The 21,063-nt window shown below is 48.4% G+C and carries 25 protein-coding genes and 1 other RNA gene; 21 read left to right on the top strand and 5 right to left on the bottom strand.

What is annotated here, in order from left to right; translation table 11 throughout:
- Nucleotides 1-224 precede the first annotated feature (224 nt).
- Genes opuCA through opuCD form a run of 4 tightly spaced genes read left to right on the top strand, consistent with a single transcriptional unit; the run spans nucleotide 225 to nucleotide 3,661 of the window.
- Nucleotides 225-1,364, top strand: coding sequence for an osmoprotectant ABC transporter ATP-binding protein OpuCA (gene opuCA / locus JNUCC22_RS15730; protein WP_003151651.1), 1,140 nt, complete (start codon nucleotides 225-227; stop codon nucleotides 1,362-1,364).
- Between the two features lie 20 nt (nucleotides 1,365-1,384).
- A complete protein-coding gene (locus JNUCC22_RS15725) occupies nucleotides 1,385-2,038 on the top strand; it encodes an ABC transporter permease (RefSeq protein ID WP_003151654.1) in 654 nt (217 codons plus the stop codon).
- A 37-nt stretch (nucleotides 2,039-2,075) separates the two neighbouring features.
- A complete protein-coding gene (gene opuCC, locus JNUCC22_RS15720; protein ID WP_216062335.1) occupies nucleotides 2,076-2,969 on the top strand; it encodes an osmoprotectant ABC transporter substrate-binding lipoprotein OpuCC in 894 nt (297 codons plus the stop codon).
- Between the two features lie 17 nt (nucleotides 2,970-2,986).
- Nucleotides 2,987-3,661 (top strand): glycine betaine/carnitine/choline/choline sulfate ABC transporter permease OpuCD, encoded by a 675-nt coding sequence (gene opuCD, locus JNUCC22_RS15715; RefSeq protein ID WP_216061879.1) that lies wholly within the window; start codon nucleotides 2,987-2,989, stop codon nucleotides 3,659-3,661.
- Nucleotides 3,662-3,695: 34 nt separating this feature from the next.
- Here the strand turns inward: opuCD and JNUCC22_RS15710 are convergent, their stop codons facing one another.
- The gene (locus JNUCC22_RS15710; protein WP_003151660.1) at nucleotides 3,696-4,229 is read right to left on the bottom strand and encodes a GbsR/MarR family transcriptional regulator; all 534 of its coding nucleotides are present in this window, start codon (nucleotides 4,227-4,229) and stop codon (nucleotides 3,696-3,698) included.
- Nucleotides 4,230-4,514: 285 nt separating this feature from the next.
- Here JNUCC22_RS15710 and JNUCC22_RS15705 point away from each other — a divergent pair, with 285 nt between their 5' ends.
- The 9 genes from JNUCC22_RS15705 to JNUCC22_RS15665 all read left to right on the top strand — a co-directional run bounded on the left by JNUCC22_RS15705 (nucleotide 4,515) and on the right by JNUCC22_RS15665 (nucleotide 12,360).
- Nucleotides 4,515-5,660, top strand: a complete 1,146-nt coding sequence (locus JNUCC22_RS15705) for a betaine/proline/choline family ABC transporter ATP-binding protein (protein ID WP_038459874.1) — start codon at nucleotides 4,515-4,517, stop codon at nucleotides 5,658-5,660.
- Nucleotides 5,661-5,676: 16 nt separating this feature from the next.
- Nucleotides 5,677-6,330, top strand: a complete 654-nt coding sequence (locus JNUCC22_RS15700; protein WP_014305838.1) for an ABC transporter permease — start codon at nucleotides 5,677-5,679, stop codon at nucleotides 6,328-6,330.
- 47 nt (nucleotides 6,331-6,377) lie between these two features.
- Nucleotides 6,378-7,262: an osmoprotectant ABC transporter substrate-binding protein gene (locus tag JNUCC22_RS15695; RefSeq protein WP_234419708.1), complete on the top strand. Its 885-nt coding sequence runs from the start codon at nucleotides 6,378-6,380 to the stop codon at nucleotides 7,260-7,262.
- 18 nt (nucleotides 7,263-7,280) lie between these two features.
- On the top strand, nucleotides 7,281-7,958 hold the full coding sequence (locus tag JNUCC22_RS15690; protein WP_040238875.1) for an ABC transporter permease: 678 nt from the start codon (nucleotides 7,281-7,283) through the stop codon (nucleotides 7,956-7,958).
- A gap of 112 nt (nucleotides 7,959-8,070) precedes the next feature.
- On the top strand, nucleotides 8,071-8,784 hold the full coding sequence (locus JNUCC22_RS15685) for a lantibiotic protection ABC transporter ATP-binding protein (RefSeq protein ID WP_025285281.1): 714 nt from the start codon (nucleotides 8,071-8,073) through the stop codon (nucleotides 8,782-8,784).
- The gene (locus JNUCC22_RS15680) at nucleotides 8,781-9,515 is read left to right on the top strand and encodes a lantibiotic immunity ABC transporter MutE/EpiE family permease subunit (protein ID WP_108654969.1); all 735 of its coding nucleotides are present in this window, start codon (nucleotides 8,781-8,783) and stop codon (nucleotides 9,513-9,515) included. Before JNUCC22_RS15685 ends, JNUCC22_RS15680 begins: the two co-directional genes overlap by 4 nt.
- A complete protein-coding gene (locus JNUCC22_RS15675; RefSeq protein WP_108654970.1) occupies nucleotides 9,512-10,282 on the top strand; it encodes a lantibiotic immunity ABC transporter MutG family permease subunit in 771 nt (256 codons plus the stop codon). The genes JNUCC22_RS15680 and JNUCC22_RS15675 overlap by 4 nt, the downstream gene beginning before the upstream one ends.
- Nucleotides 10,283-10,303: 21 nt before the next feature.
- Complete coding sequence (locus JNUCC22_RS15670; protein WP_007613820.1) at nucleotides 10,304-10,966, top strand: response regulator transcription factor; 663 nt, start codon at nucleotides 10,304-10,306, stop codon at nucleotides 10,964-10,966.
- Entirely contained in the window at nucleotides 10,957-12,360 is a 1,404-nt protein-coding gene (locus JNUCC22_RS15665) for a sensor histidine kinase (RefSeq protein WP_007409984.1), read from the top strand. Before JNUCC22_RS15670 ends, JNUCC22_RS15665 begins: the two co-directional genes overlap by 10 nt.
- 84 nt (nucleotides 12,361-12,444) lie before the next feature.
- On the opposite strand, the gene JNUCC22_RS15660 is transcribed toward JNUCC22_RS15665, so the two are convergent.
- The 3 genes from JNUCC22_RS15660 to JNUCC22_RS15650 form a co-directional block, all read right to left on the bottom strand.
- Complete coding sequence (locus JNUCC22_RS15660) at nucleotides 12,445-12,762, bottom strand: catDE operon transcriptional regulator CatR (protein WP_003151672.1); 318 nt, start codon at nucleotides 12,760-12,762, stop codon at nucleotides 12,445-12,447.
- Between the two features lie 81 nt (nucleotides 12,763-12,843).
- On the bottom strand, nucleotides 12,844-13,275 hold the full coding sequence (locus tag JNUCC22_RS15655; RefSeq protein ID WP_003151674.1) for a helix-turn-helix domain-containing protein: 432 nt from the start codon (nucleotides 13,273-13,275) through the stop codon (nucleotides 12,844-12,846).
- 24 nt (nucleotides 13,276-13,299) lie between these two features.
- Nucleotides 13,300-13,710, bottom strand: coding sequence for a transcriptional repressor RghR (locus JNUCC22_RS15650; protein WP_025285277.1), 411 nt, complete (start codon nucleotides 13,708-13,710; stop codon nucleotides 13,300-13,302).
- A 195-nt stretch (nucleotides 13,711-13,905) separates the two neighbouring features.
- On the opposite strand from JNUCC22_RS15650, the gene JNUCC22_RS15645 reads away from it, so the two are divergent.
- The 8 genes from JNUCC22_RS15645 to JNUCC22_RS15610 all read left to right on the top strand — a co-directional run bounded on the left by JNUCC22_RS15645 (nucleotide 13,906) and on the right by JNUCC22_RS15610 (nucleotide 20,086).
- Nucleotides 13,906-14,091: a helix-turn-helix domain-containing protein gene (locus JNUCC22_RS15645; protein ID WP_087920807.1), complete on the top strand. Its 186-nt coding sequence runs from the start codon at nucleotides 13,906-13,908 to the stop codon at nucleotides 14,089-14,091.
- Between the two features lie 123 nt (nucleotides 14,092-14,214).
- Nucleotides 14,215-14,445: a preprotein translocase subunit SecG gene (gene secG, locus JNUCC22_RS15640; protein WP_003151681.1), complete on the top strand. Its 231-nt coding sequence runs from the start codon at nucleotides 14,215-14,217 to the stop codon at nucleotides 14,443-14,445.
- 118 nt (nucleotides 14,446-14,563) lie between these two features.
- Complete coding sequence (locus tag JNUCC22_RS15635; protein WP_014305833.1) at nucleotides 14,564-15,304, top strand: alpha/beta hydrolase; 741 nt, start codon at nucleotides 14,564-14,566, stop codon at nucleotides 15,302-15,304.
- A gap of 18 nt (nucleotides 15,305-15,322) precedes the next feature.
- The gene (gene rnr, locus JNUCC22_RS15630) at nucleotides 15,323-17,656 is read left to right on the top strand and encodes a ribonuclease R (RefSeq protein WP_043867430.1); all 2,334 of its coding nucleotides are present in this window, start codon (nucleotides 15,323-15,325) and stop codon (nucleotides 17,654-17,656) included.
- Between the two features lie 139 nt (nucleotides 17,657-17,795).
- On the top strand, nucleotides 17,796-18,266 hold the full coding sequence (gene smpB / locus JNUCC22_RS15625) for an SsrA-binding protein (RefSeq protein ID WP_003151688.1): 471 nt from the start codon (nucleotides 17,796-17,798) through the stop codon (nucleotides 18,264-18,266).
- A 167-nt stretch (nucleotides 18,267-18,433) separates the two neighbouring features.
- Nucleotides 18,434-18,796, top strand: a transfer-messenger RNA (tmRNA) gene (gene ssrA, locus JNUCC22_RS15620).
- Between the two features lie 74 nt (nucleotides 18,797-18,870).
- Nucleotides 18,871-19,176, top strand: a complete 306-nt coding sequence (locus JNUCC22_RS15615) for a barstar family protein (protein ID WP_216061878.1) — start codon at nucleotides 18,871-18,873, stop codon at nucleotides 19,174-19,176.
- Nucleotides 19,177-19,291: 115 nt separating this feature from the next.
- Nucleotides 19,292-20,086 (top strand): SDR family NAD(P)-dependent oxidoreductase, encoded by a 795-nt coding sequence (locus JNUCC22_RS15610; protein ID WP_216061877.1) that lies wholly within the window; start codon nucleotides 19,292-19,294, stop codon nucleotides 20,084-20,086.
- A 38-nt stretch (nucleotides 20,087-20,124) separates the two neighbouring features.
- Here the strand turns inward: JNUCC22_RS15610 and JNUCC22_RS15605 are convergent, their stop codons facing one another.
- Nucleotides 20,125-21,015, bottom strand: a complete 891-nt coding sequence (locus tag JNUCC22_RS15605; RefSeq protein WP_216061876.1) for a LysR family transcriptional regulator — start codon at nucleotides 21,013-21,015, stop codon at nucleotides 20,125-20,127.
- Between the last annotated feature and the right edge of the window lie 48 nt (nucleotides 21,016-21,063).

The raw sequence follows: 21,063 nt of genomic DNA, 5'->3' as shown, positions 1-21,063 counted from the left end.
ATATATCATATTTTTTACAGTTGATGAAAAAGATGATGCGGCAGGATATGCGAGCTATCTGGAGCGATTGTAAGAACATCCGCATTGTCAGCGGGATAACATGAAAAAACACGTATATTGTATATAATTTCAACACATTGTAAACTTTTTATTTTACAAATTTCATCTTATAATAAAGATTATACTTTTCAGAAAAATAACGGAACCCTTCGGAGGTGCACGGATTGCTGAGATTAGAAAATGTATCGAAAGTCTATAAAGGCGGAAAAAAAGCTGTCAACAGCATTGATTTAAATATCGAAAAAGGCGAGTTTATTTGTTTTATCGGACCGAGCGGCTGCGGCAAAACGACGACGATGAAAATGATTAACAGACTGATTGAGCCGTCATCCGGAAAGATCTTTATCGATGGCGAAAATATCATGGAGCAGGACCCGGTGGAGCTGAGACGGAAAATTGGCTACGTCATTCAGCAGATCGGACTTTTCCCTCATATGACCATTCAGCAGAACATTTCCCTCGTGCCGAAGCTGCTGAAATGGCCGGAACAAAAGCGGAAGGAACGGGCGCGGGAGCTTTTGAAGCTCGTCGATATGGGCCCGGAATATTTAGACCGCTATCCTCACGAGCTGAGCGGGGGACAGCAGCAGAGAATCGGCGTGCTGCGCGCCCTTGCAGCGGAACCGCCTCTTATTCTTATGGATGAACCGTTCGGAGCGCTTGATCCGATTACGCGGGATTCCCTTCAAGAAGAATTCAAAAAACTGCAAAGAACATTGAATAAAACGATTGTGTTTGTAACCCACGATATGGATGAAGCTATTAAGCTGGCTGACCGGATCGTCATTTTAAAAGCGGGAGAGATCGTTCAGGCCGGTACTCCTGATGACATTCTCCGGAATCCGGCTAATGAGTTTGTCGAAGAATTTATCGGCAAAGAACGGTTATTGCAATCAAGACCGGATATTGAACGCGTCGAGCAGATGATGAACAAAAAGCCTGTCACCGTTACGGCGGACAAAACGCTTTCGCAGGCGATACAGGTGATGCGGGAACACCGTGTCGATTCCCTGCTTGTCGTTGATGACCTGAATGTGCTGCAAGGATATGTTGATGTCGAAATCATTGATCAGAACCGGAAAAAAGCGAGCCTCGTCGGCGACGTGCTCCGCTCTGATCTGTATACGGTCGAGCAGGGGACACTGCTGCGCGATACCGTACGCAAAATTTTAAAGCGCGGAATGAAATATGTACCCGTCGTTGATGAACAAAGGCATTTAGTCGGGATTGTCACGCGAGCGAGCCTTGTCGACATCGTTTACGATTCAATCTGGGGCGAGGAAGACCAGCTGGTGACAGGCTGACAAGGGGAGGAACGCTTACAATGAATGAAATGATCAAGTTTTTGCAGACGAACGGCGGAGAACTGTTATATAAAACGTGGGAGCATTTATACATTTCGATCATCGCCGTCATATTAGGCATTGTCGTCGCCGTTCCGCTCGGAGTGGCGCTGACGAGAATGAAAAAGGGCGCAGGCGCCGTCATCGGCGCCGTCAACATTGTGCAGACCTTGCCGAGTCTCGCGATACTGGCGTTTTTTATCCCGCTGTTAGGCGTGGGAAAGGTGCCCGCGATCGTCGCGCTGTTTTTCTATTCGGTGCTGCCGATTCTCCGGAACACGTATACCGGCATTCAAGGCGTAAACAAAAATCTGCTGGAATCGGGAAAAGGCATCGGGATGACGGTCTGGGAGCAGATCAGGCTTGTGGAACTGCCGCTTGCGGTTCCGGTGATCATGGCGGGCATCCGTACATCCACCATTTATCTGATCGGATGGGCGACGCTTGCTTCCTTTATCGGGGGCGGCGGGCTCGGAGACTATATTTTTATCGGCCTGAATCTCTATCAGCCTGAATATATTATCGGCGGCGCCGTGCCGGTCACCATTTTAGCCATTATCATTGATTATCTGCTAGCGGCGACGGAACGGAAGGTGACGCCGAAAGGGCTGAAAGGACTGAAGGAAGTATCATAAGGAGTTGGCTGTTTTGAAAAAAAACCAAAAGAGATGGATGTGCGCACTGGCGCTGTCAGCTGCTCTGCTTCTAGGCGGCTGTTCCCTTCCCGGCCTGAGCGGGGCTTCCGATGATACGATCAAAATCGGGGCGCAAAGCATGACGGAATCAGAAATTATCGCCAATATGATCGCACAGATGATTGAACACAGTACAGACTTGAATACGGCATTAATTAAAAACCTCGGATCGAACTATGTCCAGCAGCAGGCGATGCTCGGCGGTGAAATCGATATCGCCGCGACGCGCTACTCGGGAACGGATTTAACGAGCACCCTCGGCATGGAAGCGGAAAAAGACCCGAAAAAAGCATTATCCATCGTCCAGAAGGAATTTGAGAAACGCTTCCATTACAAATGGTTTGATTCTTACGGATTTGAGAACACATACGCTTTTACCGTCACGAAAGAACTTGCGGAAAAAGACCATTTAGACAAAGTGTCCGATATTAAGAAGCATGCGGATCAATTTAAGCTCGGTGTAGACAATGCGTGGCTGAAAAGAAAAGGCGACGGCTATAAAGGCTTTACCGACACGTACGGCTTTGAATTCGGCACAACCTATCCGATGCAGATCGGACTTGTATACGATGCCGTGAAAAACGGGAAAATGGATGCCGTCCTCGCCTATTCAACGGACGGACGGATTAAAGCGTACGATCTGAAAATTTTAAAAGACGACAAGCAGTTTTTCCCGCCGTATGACTGTTCGCCGGTCATTCCCGACAGCGTGCTGAAGCAGCATCCTGAACTGAAGGGCATTGTGAATAAACTGATCGGCAAAATCGATACGGAAACGATGCAGGAATTGAATTACGAGGTGGACGGCAAGCTGAAAGAACCGTCCGTCGTCGCTAAAGAATTTTTGGAGAAACATCATTATTTTGAATAAGAAATGAGGTGGGGCAAATGGAAGTGCTGCAGCAGCTCGGCACTTATTATTCTCAAAACGGCGCCTATGCGCTTCAGGAGTTTTACCGCCATTTTCTCATGTCGGTATACGGCGTTTTATTTGCGGCGATCGTCGGGGTTCCGCTCGGCATCTTCATTGCAAGGTACAGAACATTAAGCGGCTGGGTATTCGCGGTGACAAACGTGATTCAGACCGTGCCGGCGCTTGCGATGCTTGCGGTGCTGATGCTCGTCATGGGGCTCGGCGCCAATACGGTGATTTTGTCGCTGTTTTTATATTCGCTTCTTCCGATCATCCGGAATACGTACACGGGAATCGCCAGCATTGAACACGCTTATCTTGAATCGGGAAAAGCGATGGGCATGACCAAATTTCAGGTGCTCCGCATGGTGGAGCTGCCGCTTGCGCTTTCCGTCATCATGGCGGGGCTGCGGACGGCGCTTGTCATCGCGATCGGCATTACGGCAATCGGTACGTTTGTCGGCGCGGGCGGACTCGGTGACATTATTGTCAGGGGCTCAAACGCCACGAACGGAACCGCGATTATTTTGGCCGGCGCCATTCCGACAGCGCTGATGGCCGTTATCGCAGATCTTGTGATGGCGTGGCTGGAGCGGGCGCTGAGTCCGGTGAGAAAGAAAAAACGAACCAAAGCGCCGAATGCGGCATGAAAAAAACGCCTTGCGGGTCAGGGCGTTTTTTTTCTTATGGCTTCGGAACATGCTTGAAAATTTCTTCGCTTTCAAAAAACTCGATCAGGCGGCTGATCCAGTTGTAGTAATCAAGCCAATCCTTTAATTCTTTTAGCAGTTCGTTGATTTTTTCCTCAGCTTCTTCCGGCACGCCGTTTTCAAGGACGGCTGTCAGTTCGCGGTTCAGCTTTTTATGCATCATTTTATTTTTACTGACGACCTTGCTCCATGTGGCCGTAAACAGCGTAATAAAGGTTTGGTAATAATCCTGCTCGACGTCGTATAAATCTTTGCGGACGCCTTTTTCAAACACTTTTTCCGCCAGATTGACGTCAAGCATTTCACGGACCGCCTGACTCATTCTCGTCTTGCTCATGCCGGTCGCTTCTGATAATTCAGTTAAGGTCATCGGCTTGCGGTTCATATAAATAATGCCTAAAATGCGCCCCACCGTCGCGGGCATTCCGAATGTATGCATATTTTCAGCGATTCGTTCTATCAAATGATCTTCAGCTTGTTCGATTACGTGTAACGGATCTTTCTCCAACAGTTTCAATCCTTTCAGTCAGCAATTCCGATGTCAATATACCACATTTTTAAACCGGCGGAAATGCTCTTCCGAGAGAATTTGGCAGTAATCCGGAGCAATAAGAAGAACTTTGCCGGTCAATACGGGTTAATCAGTGCTTACACAACCTTTATATATAATATGGACAAATTGTAAACTTTTTAATTTACAAAGTTTAATTTATAATGGGAAACGTTCAATTGTCTGAAAAGTTAAATTTGAATTTAACGAATTGAATAAACTTAATCATGGAGGTGTGAGTGTTTGCTGACATTAGAAAATGTCTCGAAAATGTATAAAGGCGGGAAAAAAGCCGTCAACAGCATCAACCTGAATATCGCCAAAGGTGAATTTATTTGTTTTATCGGACCGAGCGGCTGCGGCAAAACGACGACGATGAAAATGATCAACCGCTTAATTGAACCCACAGAAGGCAGAATCCTGATAGAGGGCCGAAACATTATGGAACAAGACCCGGTGGAACTCAGAAGAAGCATCGGCTATGTCATCCAGCAGATCGGGCTGTTTCCGCATATGACCATTCAGCAGAACATTACCCTCGTTCCGAAGCTTTTAAAGCATCCTGCCGAAAAACGGAAGGAACGGGCGCGGGAGCTTTTAAAGCTCGTTGATATGGGGCCTGAATATTTAGACCGTTACCCTCATGAACTGAGCGGAGGACAGCAGCAGCGAATAGGTGTATTACGGGCACTTGCCGCAGAGCCGCCGCTCATCTTAATGGATGAACCGTTCGGGGCGCTTGACCCGATTACGAGAGATTCCCTTCAGGAAGAATTTAAAAAACTGCAAAAAACCTTACATAAAACCATCGTATTTGTTACCCATGATATGGACGAAGCCATCAAGCTTGCGGACAGAATCGTCATTCTGAAAGCGGGAGAAATCGTCCAGGCCGGAACGCCTGATGAGATTCTCAGATTTCCGGCGAATGAATTTGTTGAGGAGTTTATCGGCAAGGAACGGCTGATCCAATCATCCAGCCCTGATATTGAACGGGTGGAGCAGATCATGAATCCCGATCCCGTGACGGTAACACCTGAGAAAACACTATCAGCCGCCATTCAGCTGATGCGTGCCGAGCGGGTGGATTCGCTGCTCGTCATTGATGAAAAGAACGTTCTCCAAGGTTATGTCGATGTGGAGATGATTGACCGCAAACGAAGACAGGCGGTAACCGTCGCGGAAGTGCTTGAACGGGATCTGTACACGGTCAGAAGCGGCACTCTGCTTCGCGACGCCGTCCATAAAATTTTAAAAAGAGGCATGAAATTTGTGCCGGTCATTGATGAAGCCGGCCGTTTAACGGGAATCGTGACAAGGGCAAGCCTCGTTGACATCGTCTATGACTCCATCTGGGGAGAAGAGAATCAGCTCGCGGTGATGTCATGAGGAGGCTTCAATTGATATGAATCAGACCGTGCAATTTTTACAGGCAAATGGAGGAGAGATGCTTTATAAAACATGGGAGCATCTGTACATCTCATTAATCGCCGTCATGGCGGGCATTCTCGCCGCCGTTCCGCTCGGCGTCCTGCTGACGAGGATGAAAAGAGGAGCCGGCGCCGTCATCGGCATCGTCAACATCATTCAAACCTTGCCGAGTCTTGCCATTCTTGCGTTTTTTATTCCGCTTTTAGGCGTAGGAAAGGTCCCGGCCGTTGCGGCGCTGTTTTTCTATTCCATGCTGCCGATTCTCAGAAACACGTATACGGGGATTCTCGGCGTCAATCGGCATCTTCTGGAATCGGGAAAAGGAATCGGCATGACGGCATGGGAGCAGATCAGGCTTGTAGAGCTCCCGCTTGCCGCTCCGGTCATCATGGCGGGCATCAGGACGTCTTCGATTTATTTAATCGGCTGGGCGACGCTCGCCTCCTTTATCGGCGGAGGCGGGCTGGGAGATTACATTTTTATCGGCTTGAACCTTTATCAGCCGGAGTATATTATCGCAGGCGCTGTTCCGGTCACAATGCTGGCGGCCGCTGTCGATTATATGCTGGGGATGACAGAACGGAAAGTCACGCCTGACGGGCTGAAGAGCATAAAGGATGCTTCATAAGGAGGAGGTCTCTCATGGGGAATAGATGCAAAAAACGGCTGCTCGCAATGGCCTGTATCGGCATGCTGCTCCTTGGCGGATGCTCGCTCCCGGGGTTGAGCGCCGCATCGGAGGATACCATTAAAATCGGCGCGCAAAGCATGACCGAGTCAGAAATTATCGCGAGCATGCTCGGGCAGATGATCGAACATCACAGCGGGTTGAAAACATCCGTTATTAAAAATCTCGGTTCCAACGCCGTACAGCAGCAATCCTTGATCAACGGTGATATTGATATCGCCGCTACGCGCTATACAGGTGACGCGCTGACCGGGACGCTTCGCATGGAGCCGGAAAAAGACCCGGACAAAGCGCTGCGGCTCGTTCAGCGTGAATTTCAAAACAGATATGACATGAAATGGTTTGATTCTTACGGCTTTGATAATACATACGTCTTTACCGTTTCCGGACAGCTTGCCCGCAAGTACCATTTAGAATCGGTATCCGATGTCAAAAAAGAAGCGTCTCATCTGAAATTCGGCGTAGATAACTACTGGATGAAGCTGAGAGGCAACGGATATAAGGATTTTATGAACACATACGGAATGTCATTTGAAGGCACGTACCCGATGCAGATCGGCCTCGTTTACGACGCGCTGAAAAGCAGGAAAATGGATATCGCGCTCGCTTATTCCACCGACGGAAGAATCATCGCTTACGGACTGAAAACGCTGAAGGATGATAAGCGGTTCTTTCCTCCGTATGACTGTTCACCCGTCGTTCCGGATCAAGTATTAAAAGAGCATCCCGAACTGGAGGGCGTGATCAATAAAATGATCGGCGCGATTGATACAAAGATGATGCAGAAAATGAATTACGAAGTTGACGGCCGATTAAAAGAGCCGTCCGTCGTGGCCAAGGAATATTTAGAAAAACATCATTACTTTGAATAACGGAAAGGAGATGTGCGGATGGACACGATGAAGGAGCTGTTTACGTATTATGCTCAAAACGGCAGTTATGTTCTGTATGAGTGCTGGCGGCACTTTCTCATGTCGGCGTACGGCGTCGTTTTCGCCGCCATTCTCGCCATTCCGGCCGGAATTGTGACAGCAAGGCACGGGCGTCTCGCCGGCTGGGTGTTTGCTGTGGCGAACGTGATTCAAACCGTTCCGGCGCTTGCGATGCTCGCCGTCCTGATGCTCGTCATGGGACTCGGCGCCAATACGGTCATCACGGCTTTGTTTTTGTATTCACTGCTGCCGATTCTCAGAAATACGCACACGGGCATTATCAATATCGAGCACGCTTATCTCGAGTCGGGAAAAGCGATGGGCATGACGAAATACCAAATCCTTCGTATGGTGGAGCTGCCGCTTGCGCTTTCCGTCATTATGGCGGGTCTCCGAACGGCGCTCGTCATTGCCATCGGCATCACGGCGATCGGCACCTTCGTCGGGGCGGGCGGCCTCGGCGATATGATCGTCAGAGGGTCGAACGCGACAAACGGAACCGCCATTATTTTGGCGGGCGCCATCCCGACCGCGCTGATGGCGGTAGCCGCAGACCTGCTGATGGCGTGGCTGGAACGAGCCCTCAGCCCGGTGAAAAAACAAAAAAGAAAGCTGATCGTACGCTCAGCCTCATGAAAAAAAGCATTCTTCCGCGTGAAGGATGCTTTTTTTTTGATTTCTTGATTAAATTTTGATAACTGCGCTGTAAAGTCTTACTTATCAAATAACAAAGCAGAGGGGTAATCATATGAGCAACATCTTAGAAACGAGACAGCTGCAAAAATCATTCGGCAGACAACAGGCAGTGGCTGATGTGTCTCTATCGGTTAAGCGAAACAGTATTTACGGCCTGCTCGGTCCGAACGGCGCGGGAAAATCAACGACACTTAAAATATTGACCGGCATGCTGCAGCAAACATCCGGCGAAGTTCTGTTCGACGGACATACATGGAAGCGCGAAGATTTGAAAAGCATCGGTTCCCTGATTGAAGCGCCGCCGCTTTACAGCAACCTGACAGCTGCTGAAAATCTGAAAGTCCGCTGCGTGATGCTCGGACTGCCTGATTCAAGGATTGCGGAAGTGTTGGAAATCACGGGATTAACGGGAACCGGAAAAAAGCGTGCCGGACAATTTTCCATGGGGATGAAACAGCGTCTCGGCATTGCGTTAGCATTATTAAACCGTCCGTCGCTTTTAATTCTTGATGAGCCGACAAACGGATTGGACCCGATGGGAATTCAGGATTTGCGGGAATTTATCCGCTCCCTGCCCGGACAGGGAATAACGGTTATTTTATCAAGCCACCTGTTATCAGAAGTCGAGCAGATCGCAGACCATATCGGAATCATCAGTGACGGCGTTTTAGGATATCAGGGAGAAATCAGCCGGGAAGACGATCTGGAGCGGCTGTTTCTGGAGGTTGTCAAATCGACACGGGAGAAAGCGGGGACTGGGAAATGATTCAGTACATGCAGGCGGAACACCTTACATCTAAAAGAACATTTATCAGAAAGCTGATCATTCTGATTCCGCTTCTAAACACGGCTTTTTCTTTTCTGCTGAATACGGCTTATTTTATGACGGGCACGTTCAATTGGTGGGCGGTTATTTTCATGCCGCTCATGATTGCTCTAATGTGCGGTTTATCTGTTAAAAAAGAGAAAAAATCAGCGAATGACCGTGCGGTGTACTCACTGCCGGCTGACTTGAAGAGCATATGGTTCTCAAAAATAAGCTTGATCGCGCTGTATTCACTCCTGTCGCAAATCGTCTTTTTAGTCATCATGTTTTTGCTTGGCCTTGTGTTTCCGGCAATTGCTGCGGTTCAGCTGAAAGGTATTGAAGCAAGTTCCCTTTTGTGGCTGTCTACGCTTTGGGAAATTCCGTTCTGCTTATGGATTGCCAGACAGTTCGGGTTTACGGCAGTCATTCTCGTGAATATGATCGCCGCCTTTGTTTTAGGCATTGTGCCGGCGTCAGGCTCATTGTGGTGGCTGAGTCCATGGAGCTGGTCAGTCCGGCTGATGTCACCGATTCTCGGGATCCATCCGAACGGAATTCCGCTTCCCGCAAACAGCGGCTTATTAAACGGAAACGTGATCATTCCGGCTATTATTCTTTCTATTCTTTCTTTTATCGCAATAAGTTTTGTTTCCGCCGTGTCTTTTTCAAAAGGGGGAAACCGGTCATGACCGTGCTTTTACGATATATGTGGGCCGATGTATTAAAAATGAAGCGTACGCCGCTCATATGGATGCATGCTGCGGCGCCGGTTTTATGCGCGGGATTTTTCCTGTTGTATATGTATGGAAGGGTTCAGGAGCCTTATATGCTGTACAGTGTGTTTTTCAGCGCGATTGCCGTTTTATACCCTTTCATCATCAGTATTGTCTGCGGCATGTCTGCCTCGATTGAGGAACAGGCGGGCCATTTTCAGATGATGCTGGCGGTTCCGCATTCTAAAATCATCAGTTTTGCGGGCAAGCTGCTTCTGCTGCTTCTATTGAATGTGTTATCGGCAGGTCTCGCCGTCTGTCTTTATTTGGCGGGGATGAAATTTGTTCTTCACATCAATGATCTCCCGTATCTTCTCTTTTTAAAAGGAGGGGCGTGGCTGATTGCCGGCAGTATACCGCTTTATATGATGTCTTTTTTTGTCGGCATAAAGTACGGCATGGGACCGTCCGGGCTTTTAGGGGGAGCGGGTTTATTAATGGCGGCGCTCATGAATACGGGACTTGGCGATACCATCTGGCGTTTTTTCCCGTGGGCATGGAGCGTGCGGCTTTCGGGCCTTGCAGGACTGCTGCATTTTGACAAAGTCAAAAAAGAGTTCCTCCCTTATGTAAGATACGATATGAGATTCGGAGAAATAATGTTATATTTTTCTATAGTGATATTATGTCTGGCCGGCCTCTATTGGTGCAGAAAATGGGAAGGGCGGCGTTCATATGAATAAAGGCAAGGAGCGATTCGGCCGGTGGCAAACATTTTAGCAATTGATGATGAAAAAGATATTCTCGTTCTGATCAGAAACATTTTACAGCGTGATCAGCATACAGTAACGATTCTGGAAAAAGCGGAGGATCAGTCATTGGATTTTTTTCAAGGCTATGATTTGATTCTTCTTGATGTCATGATGCCCGGAACGGACGGGATTGAACTCTGCCGGCGGATTCGGCCGCTGGTGGACAGCCCGATCCTGTTTTTAACGGCAAAGTCTGACGAAGAATCCATTGTGAAAGGCCTCATGACAGGCGCTGATGATTACATCACAAAGCCGTTCGGCGTACAGGAATTGATGGCAAGGGTAAACGCGCATGTCAGAAGGGAACGGCGGGAAAAGCATCAGACGAAACGGCTGATATCAGGCTTCATGTTTGATTTTGACAATAAAGAAGTATGGATTGATGACCGGAAACTGCCTCTTACGAAAAACGAATATAAAATCGTTGAATGTCTGGCACAGCATAAAAACAGAACATTCTCACGGGAGCAGATTTACGAGGAAGTGTACGGCTTGGACGGCGATGCGCTCTATTCAACCATTACGGAGTTTATCAGAACCATCCGGAAAAAATGTAAAGAACACGGGGCTGATCCGATCAAAACGGTGTGGGGTGTCGGATACAAATGGGAATAGCAAAAGGAAAATCCAGCATCCGCAAAGAGCTTGTCAAATTTACGATCACACTGTGTCTGAGCACGATGGGGGTGGCGGCATTATGTGTCGCCTTAAATGCCATTGCTATGAATGCCGGAGCGATCCTGCCCGCAAACTACAGCGAGCATGAGGCGGAACAGATCAAACCCCGCCTGAAATCAGCGGAAAAGATAACAGAAGACATGATCCCCGCAGGTATGACATACGCCGTTTTTGATAAAAAAACAAAGCGGATGACAAAAGGAACGATGACGGAACAAGATGCGGCCAACGCGAGAAAAAAGATTCAGCATCAGCCGTATTTTAATTATGCTCAAAAAGGATTCATGGTGATAAATCGGAAAGATGAATACGGCGTTCTCCAATATTCACTCAGGTCGGAATTTCAGTCGCCGCTGTTAAGGCGCTATCTGCCGAATTATGAATGGACGGGTCTTACGATTCTGATCACTTTGCTTCTTTTGACCGTTTTTATCGTGACGACGCGTTTCGCCAATCAGCTGAGACGGCATTTCAGCACACTCAGCTCCATTACGGCAAGCATTCAAAAACAGAATTTAAATATCAATCCAAAAAGGTCGCGTATAAAAGAATTTGACGATGTCATTGACTCTCTGCTGAAAATGAAAGACGCGCTTCAGGCATCTTTGGCAGCGCAGTGGGAGGCGGAGCGGATAAAGAAAGAACAAATCGGCGCGCTTGCGCATGATATTAAAATTCCGGCAACGATTATTAAAGGAAATGCCGAGCTGCTTCAGTTAACAAAGCCTGATGAGGAGCAGGCGGAATATGCGCAGTATATTCTGGATGCCGGAAACAAAATCGAGCATTATGTCGGACAGCTGATTCAGCTTTCTAAAGCGGAGGAGGCAGTTGCCGTTCATGTGGAATATACCGATCTCAAAGAGTGGATTCAAAACATATATCGTGACGCGGCGGCGCTTGCGGGGCCGAAGCAGATTGATCTCGTCCTCAGCGAACGGGGAATTGACAGAAAAGAAGCGCCGATCGATCATGAGCTGCTCCACAGGGCGGTCATGAATATCGCGGCAAATGCCGTCGACTATACGCCGGAAGGAGGGGAAATCCGTGTGGACGTCCTGTGCACCGATTCCGCCCTCCATCTTGCCGTATCCGACAGCGGAAGCGGGTTCTCGCCGGAAGCGCTGAAAAGAGCGACACAGCTTTTTTACACGGAGGATAAAAGCAGACATTCGGCGGGGCATCACGGCATGGGGCTTACATTCGCCCATCATGTCGTACATCTTCACCACGGCGAATTAATACTTGAAAATCAGGAGTCTGGAGGAGCCCGGGCGGAGATTCGAATTCCGCTGGAAGGCGTCAGACAAAAACAAGCCCTGCACGCCTGAGGGCTTGTTTTTCTGTTTAAGAAAAGCAAAAATAAAAACGGCTGTCCGTTTGAGAGATCAGCCGCTTATGCGGAAAAGAGTTTATTAGGAAGGATCAATCCATGTTGAAGACCACTTGGAAATTTCCTCTAAAATAGGGGCTAATGCGCAGCCTTTTTCCGTTAATGAATACTCAATGCGGACAGGCGTTTCGGGGATAACATCCCGTTTGATGACACCTTCTGTTTCAAGTTCTTTCAGACGTTCTGACAAGACTCTTCCGCTTAAATTCGGAAGCGCCGCTTCAATTTCGCTAAATCGCTGCTGTCCGTTCAATAACTGAAAGACGATTAGAGCCACCCAGCGTTTACTTAGGATGTCGACCGCTTTTTCGAATCTGGGGCACATTTCTGATTGGTTCATGCTTTTTCACCTCGTCTTCTGCTATTATACCGCAAAATCGGAGGGAACGTACGTCTGGCGCTTGTTAAGTTGAGGAGAGGATCAAAAAGAGGATGAGGAATCCGGGGAGCGCTTTTTCGCTTCAGCCGCGATAAAATCAAAGTATTTGCTGACGCTTTCAATATCTTCTTTTGTGAAGTGCTGCCACTTTTTGCTGTCAAACAGCGGCAGATGCTCCGCGCCTCTGTCAACGGCGGTCTGATAGATGGCGCAGATGGATTGATAGCTTTCGGAGGTTTCGCGGATTTCTTCCTGAAATGCCTTGATGTGTCCGGCCCGCGCCATTAACTCCTCGTACGGAATTTTTAATGTGTCCGCCAATTTTCGGATGGTCGCGGGTTTAGGAATGCCGCGGTGCCCGTTTTCAATTCTGGAAATGGTCGCCGAGCTGACGCCGGAATAGACGGCAAGCTGATTGACGGTAAGCTTCCGGGCGCGGCGCAGCTCTCTTAATTGCTTTCCGAATGTGTTCAATAAGATCGCCTCACATGTGCAAAGTCATGAGTCTTCATTTGTTCTTTTTTTGGCTTCAGCCGATAAGAACGCAAAGTATTTATCAAGCAGAACCAAGTCTTCTTTCGACAGGTGCCGCCAGTTCTCCCGCTCCAATAGGGATAAATCATGCAGCTCATACGTTTCGGCTTTTTCCAGCAAGGTGCAGCCCGTGTCGTATGAGGCTCTCGTTTCCTGAACGGTCTCTATGTATCCCGCCGTCTGCATCAGTTCCTCATACGGGATTTTTAACGCATCTGCGAGCTTTTTAATGGTTGCAGGTTTCGGCACCCCGCGTTTGCCGTTTTCAATCCGCGAGATTCCCGCGGCGCTGACGCCTGAATACGTTGCCAGCTGGTTCACTGTCAGATGCCTTTTTTCCCGCAATGTCCGCAATTGTTTCCCGAAGCTTTCCACAGTCTCTCCCCCTCCCGCGGTCTATTTATATTCTAGTATGTTTATTGACTAAAGGGAATAGCCAGGCTGGAAAAGTATTGACAAAAGTTAACAAAAGCCGTATCTTATGTATAAGAAAGAAAGTATTTGACAGAACGGAAGGTGAAGAAAGTGGTCGAAAAGATACAGATCAGAAGAGATTATGTGCTGCAGTATATGGTCAATAATGACTACTCGTTAAACCAGCTCGCCCTGGAGATCGGAATATCTCCCGCCACACTGAGCCGTGTACTGAATGGAGAGCGGAGGCCGGGCCAGCTGGTCATCGGAAAAATGCTCTATTACTTTGACATGAAATTTGAAGATCTTTTTTACTACGACTTTGTTGACAAAAGTCAATGATGATGGAAGATTCAAACGCATTTCCGTTTTTCTGACATGATGTGCACCGATACGGCGTGACATGCCTTTGTTTTTCATGTAAAATAGAAGCAATGTAGGCCAGTCAGTCTGGAGGTGTATGGGATGCACACATTATTGATTACCTTATTGGTCATCGTCAGTATTGCACTTATTATTGTCGTATTGCTTCAAACCAGCAAAAGCGCCGGTTTATCGGGTGCAATTTCAGGCGGGGCGGAGCAGCTTTTCGGAAAACAGAAAGCAAGGGGCCTTGATCTGATTCTTCACCGCACAACCGTTGTGCTGGCAGTCTTGTTTTTCGTGTTGACGATTTCGCTAGCGTACATCGTATAAGGCAATGTTTGTATAAGGTCTGATTTAATATCAGGCCTTTTTCTTGTTGAGAGACGGCGTTTGTTTCTCGCAAAACTGTGGAAAACTAAATTGAATGTGCAAAAAAGGGGTTATGAGCATGAAAATTGTGACACCAAAACCATTTACATTTAAAGGCGGAGACAAAGCGGTGCTTCTGCTGCACGGATTTACGGGAAATACGGCAGACGTCAGAATGCTCGGCCGCTACTTGAATGAGCGCGGCTACACTTGTCACGCGCCTCAATATAAAGGGCACGGCGTTCCGCCGGAAGAGCTGGTACATACGGGACCTGAAGATTGGTGGAAAGACGTCATGGACGGTTATGAGTATTTACGGTCTGAAGGCTATGAAAACATTGCGGCGTGCGGACTGTCGCTTGGCGGGGTTTTTTCATTGAAATTGGGTTACACTGTACCCATAAAGGGAATTGTTCCTATGTGTGCGCCGATGCACATTAAAAGTGAAGAGGTTATGTACGAAGGAGTTCTCTCCTACGCGCGCAATTATAAAAAATTCGAAGGAAAACAGCCGGAGCAGATTGAAAAGGAAATGAAGGAGTTTGAAAAAACGCCGATGAATACGCTCAAATCGCTCCAGGAGCTGATTGCCGATGTGCGCAAAAACGTCGACATGATCTATTCCCCGACATTTGTGGTTCAGGCACGGCATGACCATATGATTAATACAGAAAGTGCGAACATCATTTTCAACGAGGTGGAAACGGACGACAAACAGCTGAAATGGTATGAAGAATCAGGACATGTCATTACACTCGATAAAGAACGGGACCTCGTTCATCAGGATGTGTACGAATTTTTAGAGAAACTCGATTGGTAACAAACAGGAGGTCGAATAATGGAAAAAGAAGCGTTTATGGACCGTCTTCTCGCGTTTATGAAGGAAGAGGCGTACAAGCCCCTTACCATTCAGGAACTCGAGGAGATGCTGAACATCACGGAAGCCGATGAATTTAAAGAGCTGGTAAAAGCGCTGGTGGCGCTCGAGGAGACGGGACAGATCGTCCGTACCAGAAGCAACCGCTACGGGCTTCCGGAAAAAATGAATTTAGTAAAAGGAAAAATTTCCGCGCATGCGAAGGGATTCGCGTTTCTATTGCCGGAGGATACCTCTTTAAGCGACGTGTTTATTCCGCCGAATGAGCTGAATACGGCCATGAACGGCGATATCGTCATGGTGCGGCTCAATTCCCAGTCAAGCGGATCGAGACAGGAAGGCACGGTCATCCGCATCTTGGAAAGAAGCATCGACCGCGTCGTGGGCACATACACAGAAACGAAAAGCTTCGGTTTTGTCATCCCGGATGATAAGAAAATCACGAGTGATATTTTTATTCCGAAACATGCCAATAACGGCGCTGCGGAAGGCCATAAAGTCGTCGTCAAACTGACAAGCTACCCTGAAGGCAGAATGAACGCCGAAGGAGAAATCGTTGAAATACTCGGCCATAAAAATGATCCGGGCATCGATATTTTATCAATTATCCATAAGCACGGCCTGCCGGGAGATTTTCCGGCTGAAGCGATGGAGCAGGCAACAAGCACGCCCGATACCATCGATGAAAAAGACATCAAAGACCGCCGTGATCTCCGCGATCAGGTCATTGTCACCATTGACGGCGCGGATGCGAAGGATCTGGATGACGCCGTCACCGTGACAAAGCTTGATAACGGCAGCTACAAGCTCGGCGTCCATATTGCGGACGTCAGCCATTACGTCACGGAGAATTCCCCGATTGACAAAGAAGCGCTGGAAAGAGGGACAAGCGTGTACTTGGTTGACCGGGTCATTCCGATGATTCCGCACAGACTGTCTAACGGAATCTGTTCTTTAAATCCGAAGGTCGACCGCCTGACGCTTTCCTGCGAAATGACAATCAACCAGCAGGGACAGGTGACAGAACACGAGATCTTCCAAAGCGTCATTAAAACGACGGAAAGAATGACCTATTCAGATGTCAACCGGATTCTCACAGAAGACGACGCCGAGCTGAAAGAAAGATACGAGCCGCTCGTCCCGATGTTTAAAGACATGGAACGTCTGGCGGAAATTCTCCGGGCGAAACGGATGGACCGCGGCGCCGTGGATTTTGATTTCAAAGAAGCGAAGGTGCTCGTCGATGAGGAAGGCGCCGTTAAAGACGTCGTCATCAGAGAGCGTTCAGTAGCGGAAAAGCTGATCGAAGAATTCATGCTTGTCGCAAACGAAACGGTGGCCGAGCACTTCCATTGGATGAACGTGCCGTTTATTTACCGGATTCACGAAGAGCCGAACGCCGAAAAACTGCAAAAGTTTCTGGAGTTCGTCACGACATTCGGTTATATCGTCAAAGGGAAAGCCGGAGACATTCATCCGCGCGCGCTGCAAAGCATTCTTGATGAAGTGCGGGACCGTCCGGAAGAAACGGTGATTTCAACCGTCATGCTCCGTTCCATGAAGCAGGCGAAATACGACCCGCAAAGCCTGGGCCATTTCGGGCTGGCGACTGAATTTTATACGCACTTCACATCGCCGATCCGCCGCTATCCTGACTTAATCGTTCACAGGCTGATCAGAACGTATTTGATCAACGGACAATCGGACGAAGCGACTCAAGAAAAGTGGGCCGAACGCCTTCCGGAAATCGCTGATCATACGTCAACGATGGAACGTCGCGCCGTTGATGCAGAGCGGGAAACGGACGATCTGAAAAAAGCGGAATATATGCTTGATAAAATAGGCGAGGAATTTGACGGCATGATCAGTTCCGTCACGAATTTCGGAATGTTTGTCGAGCTGCCGAATACGATTGAAGGGCTTGTGCACGTCAGCTTTATGACGGATGATTATTACCGTTTTGACGAGCAGCATTTCGCCATGATCGGTGAACGCACGGGCAACGTTTACCGGATCGGAGACGAAATCACGGTCAAAGTCGTCGACGTCAATAAAGATGAGAGAAACATCGACTTTGAAATTGTCGGCATGAAAGGCACCCGCCGTCCGAGAGAAACGACAGGCGACCGCAGAAAACGAGGCAGACCGGCGCGGAAACGCGTGTTAAACAGCAATACCCCGGCTTCACCGCCGAAATCGGAGGAAAAAGGGGAATGGTTTACAAAACCGAAGAAGAAAAAGAAAAAACGCGGTTTCCAAAACGCGCCGAAACAAAAACGCAAAAAGAAGAAGTAAATGCGAAAAGCAAATAGGGCATAATGCTCTGTTTGCTTTCTTTCGCAAGCCGCATTTTCATTGTCGCGGAACGCTCCATTTGCTAAAATAAAGCGTATCGCACACATGAACGGTTTTTGCGGAGAGAGGAGGATAAGGCATGCCAAAAGGATCAGGCAAAGTATTATCGCAAAACAAAAAAGCAAACCATGATTACTTTATAGAAGAAACCTATGAAACAGGCATCGTGCTGCAGGGAACAGAGATTAAGTCCATCCGCGCCGGCCGCGTAAACATGAAGGATTCCTTTGCGAAAATCGAGCGCGGCGAAGTGTTCCTCCACAACATGCACATCAGCCCGTACGAGCAGGGAAACCGCTATAACCACGACCCGCTCCGGACGAGAAAGCTTTTGATGCACCGGAAAGAAATCAATAAGCTGATCGGCCTGACGAAAGAGAAAGGCTATTCCCTCGTGCCGCTGAAGCTGTATTTGAAAAACGGCTTTGCCAAAGTGTTAATCGGCCTCGGAAAAGGGAAGAAAACATACGATAAACGCGAAGATTTAAAACGAAAAGACGCCAAAAGAGAAATCGAAAGAGCGTTCAGAGACAGACAAAAAGGCTTCTGATGCCTGAGCCTTGATGTGATGACTGCCCTATGCTATACTGTTCACACATCAGATTCACAGGCTGTTTATTGAAGATATTCCCAATTGAATTTGTCTGTGATCATGATATAATAACAGTACAGCCAGTTGAGCAAGAGCTTGATAGATCTCCCGTATACCCTTAACAAGGGGACGTTACGGATTCGACAGGGATGGATCGAGCTTGAGCTGCGAGCTGAGAGGCGATCTCGTTAACACGCACCTAAATATAACTGGCAAAACTAAAAGTTTTAACCAAAACTTAGCACTAGCTGCCTAATAAACGCAGCGAGCTCTTCCTGACATTGCCTATGTGTCCGTGAAGAGCACATCCAAGTAGGCTACGCTTGCGTTCCCGTCTGAGAACGTAAGAAGAGACTGACAGACTAGCTCTCGGAAGGCCCGCCCGCAGGCACGAAGACGAGTGAAACACGAAATATGCAGGCTACGCTCGTAGACGCTTAAGTAATCGATGTTTCTGGACGTGGGTTCGACTCCCACCGTCTCCATACATAACAGAGGAACCGCAGTGCCGTCACATGACGCACTGCGGTTTTTTCATGCCGAAATCAAGGAGTGAAAATGAATGGAAATCGTCATCATAGACGGAAAAGATGTTACAAGCACAGAAGCTTTACACCGAATCTTAAAAGATCAATTAGATTTCCCGGACTTTTATGGTGAAAATCTGAATGCCTTATGGGATTGTCTGACAGGCTGGATAGAATATCCGCTGACTTTGGTGTGGAAGAATTTTGAGATCAGTCAGAAGGAATTGGGTTCGGATGCTGATGATGTATTAAGGATATTAAAAAAGGCTCAGGCAGAGTTAGATGGTGAATTTTTCATTCAAATTGATCAGCCGTCACCCGGGACAACGGACAGGCACTAAAAAGTGCGTACTTCCCCTCATCCATTTTTCTATCCGATAATAGGGATGGAAGGTTTCAGGCTTTCGATTTCTGTCCATATATAATGAAGAGACTTGCGATAGGGAGGAATGGATGATGGATTTGCAGTTGAAAGGGAAGACGGCGCTTGTGACGGGATCTACGTCAGGCATCGGGAAAGCGATTGCGGCTTCGCTGATTGCAGAAGGTGCGGCCGTGATCATTAACGGCCGCCGTGAAGAAAAGGTATACGAAACGATCCGGGAACTAGAGAAACAGACGCCGGATGCCCGTCTCTATCCGGCCGCATTTGATTTAGGCACGGCGGAAGGATGCGGCGCGATTTTTCAGCAGTATCCGGATGTGGATATTCTCGTCAACAATTTAGGAATCTTTGAACCTGCGGAATACTTTGATATTCCTGACGAAGAGTGGCTCCGGTTTTTCGAGGTGAATATCATGAGCGGCGTGAGGCTGACACGCCGGTATGCAAAGCGGATGATTGAACGGAAGGAAGGGCGGGTGATTTTTATCGCGAGTGAAGCGGCCGTCATGCCTTCTCAGGAAATGGCCCATTACAGCGCTACGAAAACGACGCAGCTGTCGCTGTCACGCAGTCTGGCCGAGCTCACGGAAGGGACGAATGTGACGGTGAATACGGTCATGCCCGGCTCCACGAAAACAGAGGGCGTCGAAATAATGCTCGAGTCGCTTTACCCCGGTGAAAACCTGAGTGCGGCGGAGGCGGAGAAACGATTTATGAAGGAGAATCGTTCGACGTCCATCATTCAGCGGTTGATCCGTCCGGAAGAAATCGCTCACTTTGTCGCCTTTTTAAGCAGCCCGCTGTCGTCTGCCATTAACGGATCTGCATTGCGGATCGACGGCGGCTTGGTGCGGAGCATTATATAAGATGAATGTAAAAAAACCCCCGTAAAGCGGGGGTTTTTTTAATGCGGATCACGCTGAAACCGGCTGATGATCCTGCTGATTAAATCTTTTGTGGCACAGTCAAAATGCTCTTCTTTTTGGTTTGTCAACAGCCCGACCGGCGGTGAAATTGTTAAGTTATGGATCGGAATGACCTTCGTGCCCTCGATCGGCTCTGAGTGCGCCGTCGCCGTAAAGATTGAGACGCCGATATTTTCCCTGACATAGTATTGGTGAGCCATGCTGCTGGTCAGCTCCATTTTTCGATAGCGGCTGCCGATGGCCCGCTGCAGGTGCTGTTCAATTTGAATCCGGATCGGGCAATTGGCGGGCGTAAAAATCAGGCATTCATTTTCTAAATCCTCGAGATTGACGCTTGCTTTGGCGGCAAGGGGATGTCTGTCGGACACGATGACATTGAGCGAGTCATGGAAAAACGGATCGAAATAATTTTCCAGAATCAGCTCCGGCTCGCCGCATACGGCAAAATCAATGGCGCCCTCCAGCAGTTTGCGGCTGCATGTATTGGCATCATCCACGCTGACATTGACCGACATGTCAGGATAATCATCTAAAAACCCCCGCAGTACGGCAGGGAAGATCAGGCTTGCCGTCGGTTCGGATATGCCGATGTGAATAAGGCCGGCCTGCCCCTGTCTGATGTCGGCCAGAGTATGGTCAAGCACCTCGTATTGCGCGAGAAGCTGCCCGGCCCGCTCATGAAACAGCCGCCCCGCCCTTGTCAGCTTCAGCTTCTTTCCCCGTTCAAACAGCTGCGCGCCTACATCCTGTTCCAGCTGTTTAATCCGCATTGAAATCGTCGGCTGTGAGTAGTTCAGAATTTCGGCGGCTTTATAAAAGCTGCCTGACTGTACGATCGTATGGAACGTTTTAATGGTGCGTAATTCCAACGAAATCCCCTCCCGGCTGTTCATTAATTTTCTTGAACCTTTCCTTTA

Source organism: Bacillus sp. JNUCC-22 (assembly GCF_018861275.1).
In the GTDB taxonomy this organism is placed as follows: Bacteria; Bacillota; Bacilli; order Bacillales; family Bacillaceae; genus Bacillus; species Bacillus velezensis.
Note: the sequence above shows the minus strand (reverse complement) of the source record. Positions and strands in the feature narration are given on the sequence as shown.

Bases quoted from the DNA above. Each gene is read 5' to 3' on its own strand.
- opuCD (WP_216061879.1), top strand. From the start codon at position 2,987: ATGGAAGTGCTGCAGCAGCTCGGCACTTATTATTCTCAAAACGGCGCC.
- JNUCC22_RS15615 (WP_216061878.1), top strand. From the start codon at position 18,871: ATGGAAATCGTCATCATAGACGGAAAAGATGTTACAAGCACAGAAGCT.
- secG (WP_003151681.1), top strand. From the start codon at position 14,215: ATGCACACATTATTGATTACCTTATTGGTCATCGTCAGTATTGCACTT.
- JNUCC22_RS15645 (WP_087920807.1), top strand. From the start codon at position 13,906: ATGGTCAATAATGACTACTCGTTAAACCAGCTCGCCCTGGAGATCGGA.
- JNUCC22_RS15725 (WP_003151654.1), top strand. From the start codon at position 1,385: ATGAATGAAATGATCAAGTTTTTGCAGACGAACGGCGGAGAACTGTTA.
- JNUCC22_RS15700 (WP_014305838.1), top strand. From the start codon at position 5,677: ATGAATCAGACCGTGCAATTTTTACAGGCAAATGGAGGAGAGATGCTT.
- JNUCC22_RS15665 (WP_007409984.1), top strand. From the start codon at position 10,957: ATGGGAATAGCAAAAGGAAAATCCAGCATCCGCAAAGAGCTTGTCAAA.
- JNUCC22_RS15675 (WP_108654970.1), top strand. From the start codon at position 9,512: ATGACCGTGCTTTTACGATATATGTGGGCCGATGTATTAAAAATGAAG.
- JNUCC22_RS15690 (WP_040238875.1), top strand. From the start codon at position 7,281: ATGGACACGATGAAGGAGCTGTTTACGTATTATGCTCAAAACGGCAGT.
- JNUCC22_RS15610 (WP_216061877.1), top strand. From the start codon at position 19,292: ATGGATTTGCAGTTGAAAGGGAAGACGGCGCTTGTGACGGGATCTACG.
- JNUCC22_RS15680 (WP_108654969.1), top strand. From the start codon at position 8,781: ATGATTCAGTACATGCAGGCGGAACACCTTACATCTAAAAGAACATTT.
- smpB (WP_003151688.1), top strand. From the start codon at position 17,796: ATGCCAAAAGGATCAGGCAAAGTATTATCGCAAAACAAAAAAGCAAAC.
- JNUCC22_RS15695 (WP_234419708.1), top strand. From the start codon at position 6,378: ATGGCCTGTATCGGCATGCTGCTCCTTGGCGGATGCTCGCTCCCGGGG.
- JNUCC22_RS15660 (WP_003151672.1), bottom strand. From the start codon at position 12,762: ATGAACCAATCAGAAATGTGCCCCAGATTCGAAAAAGCGGTCGACATC.
- JNUCC22_RS15635 (WP_014305833.1), top strand. From the start codon at position 14,564: ATGAAAATTGTGACACCAAAACCATTTACATTTAAAGGCGGAGACAAA.
- rnr (WP_043867430.1), top strand. From the start codon at position 15,323: ATGGAAAAAGAAGCGTTTATGGACCGTCTTCTCGCGTTTATGAAGGAA.
- JNUCC22_RS15685 (WP_025285281.1), top strand. From the start codon at position 8,071: ATGAGCAACATCTTAGAAACGAGACAGCTGCAAAAATCATTCGGCAGA.
- opuCC (WP_216062335.1), top strand. From the start codon at position 2,076: ATGTGCGCACTGGCGCTGTCAGCTGCTCTGCTTCTAGGCGGCTGTTCC.